The sequence below is a fragment of the Mesorhizobium sp. P5_C1 genome (assembly GCF_054049815.1).
Genome location: NZ_JBFULQ010001411.1, coordinates 1 through 534, shown reverse-complemented (window position 1 = coordinate 534; position 534 = coordinate 1). Strand labels below are relative to the sequence as shown.

General features: G+C 53.0%; 1 protein-coding gene. It reads right to left on the bottom strand.

The features are described 5' to 3' along the window. On the bottom strand, positions 1 to 534 hold a 534-nt coding region (locus tag ACXJ7R_RS36085), incomplete at both ends, for a hypothetical protein (protein WP_457155940.1).

Genomic DNA, 534 nt, shown 5'->3' with positions numbered 1-534 from the left:
TCGATGTATCGATGTGCGTACCAGATGGAATCGAAGGTGATGGCAGACCCCTGCGCGGTTCTCGACGGCAAGCCGCTGTCGTAGTTTTCTCTCGGCACACGCAGGAATGGAGCGGAAGTCTTCAGCAGCGCAACCTGATTGCGCGATATCTCTTTCCATCTACCTGATATCCGGCGATGGTATTCCAGGCTCTGTTCCTCCGGAATTCCATAGTTCAACGGAAATAGAAAGTATCTATAACGAGGATCATCGATCGGCAGCAGATCGACCTCGCGATGATGCGCTGGGTTGTAGAAACCACTGAGCGGAAGGAAGATCGTCTGCGCTTGGGAAAGCCATGCCGCTAACCAGGAGAACGTGCTGACCGCAACGACAATGTTCTTTGCTGAACGAATCAAATCAAAGTCGGCCCTGGCTCCTTGGCTGTCGTAGAAGACAGCTTTTGGGAAGCGGGATCTAAGTTGTCGCACATACTCTGAATCGCCGAGCTGTCCGACAAACACCGGATTTAGTCCCGTCGAAGCGACCACATCC